This window comes from Thalassospira alkalitolerans, from assembly GCF_002115745.1.
Taxonomy (GTDB): Bacteria; Pseudomonadota; Alphaproteobacteria; order Rhodospirillales; family Thalassospiraceae; genus Thalassospira; species Thalassospira alkalitolerans.
The window spans coordinates 1-2,643 of record NZ_JFKB01000042.1 but is presented as its reverse complement, the minus strand read 5'-3'; the positions used below and the strand labels follow the sequence as shown (position 1 = coordinate 2,643).

At 51.0% G+C, this 2,643-nt stretch carries 2 protein-coding genes; one reads left to right on the top strand and one right to left on the bottom strand.

Translation table 11 applies throughout. The features are described from left to right. The coding region (locus TALK_RS21800) for a phage tail protein (RefSeq protein ID WP_211274875.1) at positions 1–458 on the bottom strand (458 nt) is incomplete at its 3' end. A gap of 495 nt (positions 459–953) precedes the next feature. On the opposite strand from TALK_RS21800, the gene TALK_RS21795 reads away from it, so the two are divergent. Continuing rightward, positions 954–2,643, top strand: a 1,690-nt coding sequence (locus tag TALK_RS21795) for a DUF4347 domain-containing protein (RefSeq protein WP_169715095.1), incomplete at its 3' end; no start/stop codon positions are given.

Genomic DNA, 2,643 nt, shown 5'->3' with positions numbered 1-2,643 from the left:
AATTTTGCTCCGTGGGTATGGGATGGTAATTGGACTTTTGTAAGCGCCATGGCTTCCTTACCGACCACTTTTCCTAATGGGATATAAGACAACCCCGGAGCTTGCCCCCAGCCGATGGCACTACGTCCAACCAAATTCGGAAGGGCAAATGTCGTTCGACCGTCGCCGCCATATGTGGTGTTAAGCAGGGAAAATAATGCCTGATTTTCATTAATAGCGAGTATGGTGCCATCGGCGACTAAAAAGCCTTTTGGGCAATAATCTGCAGCGGTGGCACAAATTGATCCTATAAATGGCTCAGCCGAGCAGGCATTTGCGGGCTGAGAGGATGACAGCATGGTGGAGCCAAATGTGATTGCGGAAAGTACCGCAAGGCCGGTGAGACCGAATTCTATTTTCATTTGTTTTCTCCGGTAAAAATTAAAACGTGGTTCAAAAATTAAAAGATTTTCTTTCATCCGCGCCGGAATTAACCGTCATCAATAGCGATGCAAAAGCTCGGTATAATGGCTTTCAATCCTCTGAATAATTGCAGGGACAAAGGACGGCATGGTGTTCGAACTTCGGTTGCGGGGGCCAAAGCATCCATCCGATTTTTCAGACGTTTTTCAGCAAGGTTTGTGATCGGAAACTTTTAGTTTTTGACGTCACAGGGCGACTCACGAGAGCGGAATCCATTATAATTTAGTTGTTTTTACCCCGACAAAAGCAATTAAAAGTCTGACATATTCTGACATTTGCTACTTAAGGGGGGCAAAAATGCGCCAAAAGACGTAAAACTGTTCTAACGAATAGTTGTGTCTTGAATGATGGGCGCGCAATATTCGCAATCTTTAGTTGCTTTGTGGATGGTGAGTGCTTTGAACAAACTGCGCAATAAAATGCCGGAATTTACAGGTTATTTTGGTCACAGTTTTTCATCAGTGCCGCCCTTGGCGCTTGAGCCACGCTATATGTTTGACGCTGCAGGGGCCGCGACAGCGGCCGATAGCGCCGAACAAGCGCAGGCCGAGGCAGAGGCCGAGCAGGCTAGCCATGACACAAGCGACACCAGCGACACCAGCACGCATGCCCCCGGCACTTCGGATGGCGCCGACACAGCACAAGCCGCGGGTGTGAAGGTATCGGGTAGCGAATTCAGTGTATTGCAGGCCGTCGATCCGTCACAAAATGGCGGGCGCAAAGAAGTCGCATTCGTCGATAGCAGTCTTGCCGATTGGGACGTTTTGGTCGCCGGGATTGGAGCGGGTATTGAAATTGTACTTTTGGATGGCAACAGCGACGGGCTTCGTCAAATTGCAACCTGGGCTGCACAAAATGATGGCTTTGACGCCATCCATATCCTAAGCCACGGCTCAGAAGGCCAAGTTCATCTGGGCAGCTTTACCCTTGATACGGCCACGGCGACCACGCGCAGCAACGACCTTGCCGCGCTTGGTGCGGCCCTTGGGGTTGATGGTGATGTAATGCTTTACGGCTGCGATGTTGCAGGCGGCAGTGGCGCGGCGCTTATAGATGCCCTTGCCAATGCGACGGGTGCCGATGTTGCCGCGTCAACCGATATGACCGGTGCACAAAGCCTTGGTGGCGATTGGCAGTTGGAACACACAACCGGCGTGATCGAGACTGCCGGGTTGGTTGTGACTGACTATCAAGGCATCCTCGATACCATAACTATTGCGGCGGGCAGCAGTGATGGGCAACTTGATGATGGTGATGGTACCTTTGTTAAGGTCGTTGGCGGGCAAAATTTGACGTTTACGGGGCCGGATGGCTATTTTTATAATAGCAATTTGGGCACAGGTTATCTTGTCTCTGACGATGGTGCCAACACGAATGCGACCAAGCTGACCATCTCGATGGCGAGCGGGTATAGTTTCGACCTCACAGCATTTGATTATTTTACGAGCAATGCAGATACTGTGACTGTCAGTGTCACCTATGCCGATGGTTCAATCGGATCGGGCACGTTTACTGCTACCACTGATAGTGCAAGCACGGTCAGTGATTTCAGTACCCTTGCGGGGCTGTCGACAGTGTCGTTGAACGATATCAAAAGTGTTGTAATTTCATCGACAAACAATGTTGGCAGCTATGACTTCGGCACCAATAATTTTGTCGTTTCCGATGTCAAAGCAATTGTAAGCAATAGCGCACCGACAGTCACAGGCGCCCCGGCATCGGCGACCGTGACCGAGGATGTTGCAACCGCGATTGACCTTTCTGGCGTAACTGTTGCCGATGCCGAGGGCGGCACGATTACGCTGACCCTTGCCGCAGCGGCGGGGACGCTGGCATCGGTCGATGGCAACACGACAACCGGCGGTGTAACGATTGCCAATTCGGGCACAAGCTCGATGACGCTTTCGGGAACGGTAAGTGACCTTAACACCTATTTAAATGCGACCAACATCACCTATCAAACCGCAAGTAATGATACGGTGGCGCGAAACATCACGATTACGCCCAATGACGGTACTGTTGACGGAACGGCTGTTACCGTCACGACATCAGTCACGGCCGTTAATGATACCCCAACCGTTTCGGGTGTTCCGACCGATGTTACGGTGACAGAAGATACAGCGAGTAATTTTGACTTGTCCGCCGTTACTTTCACAGAGGTTGATGGCGACAATCTGACCG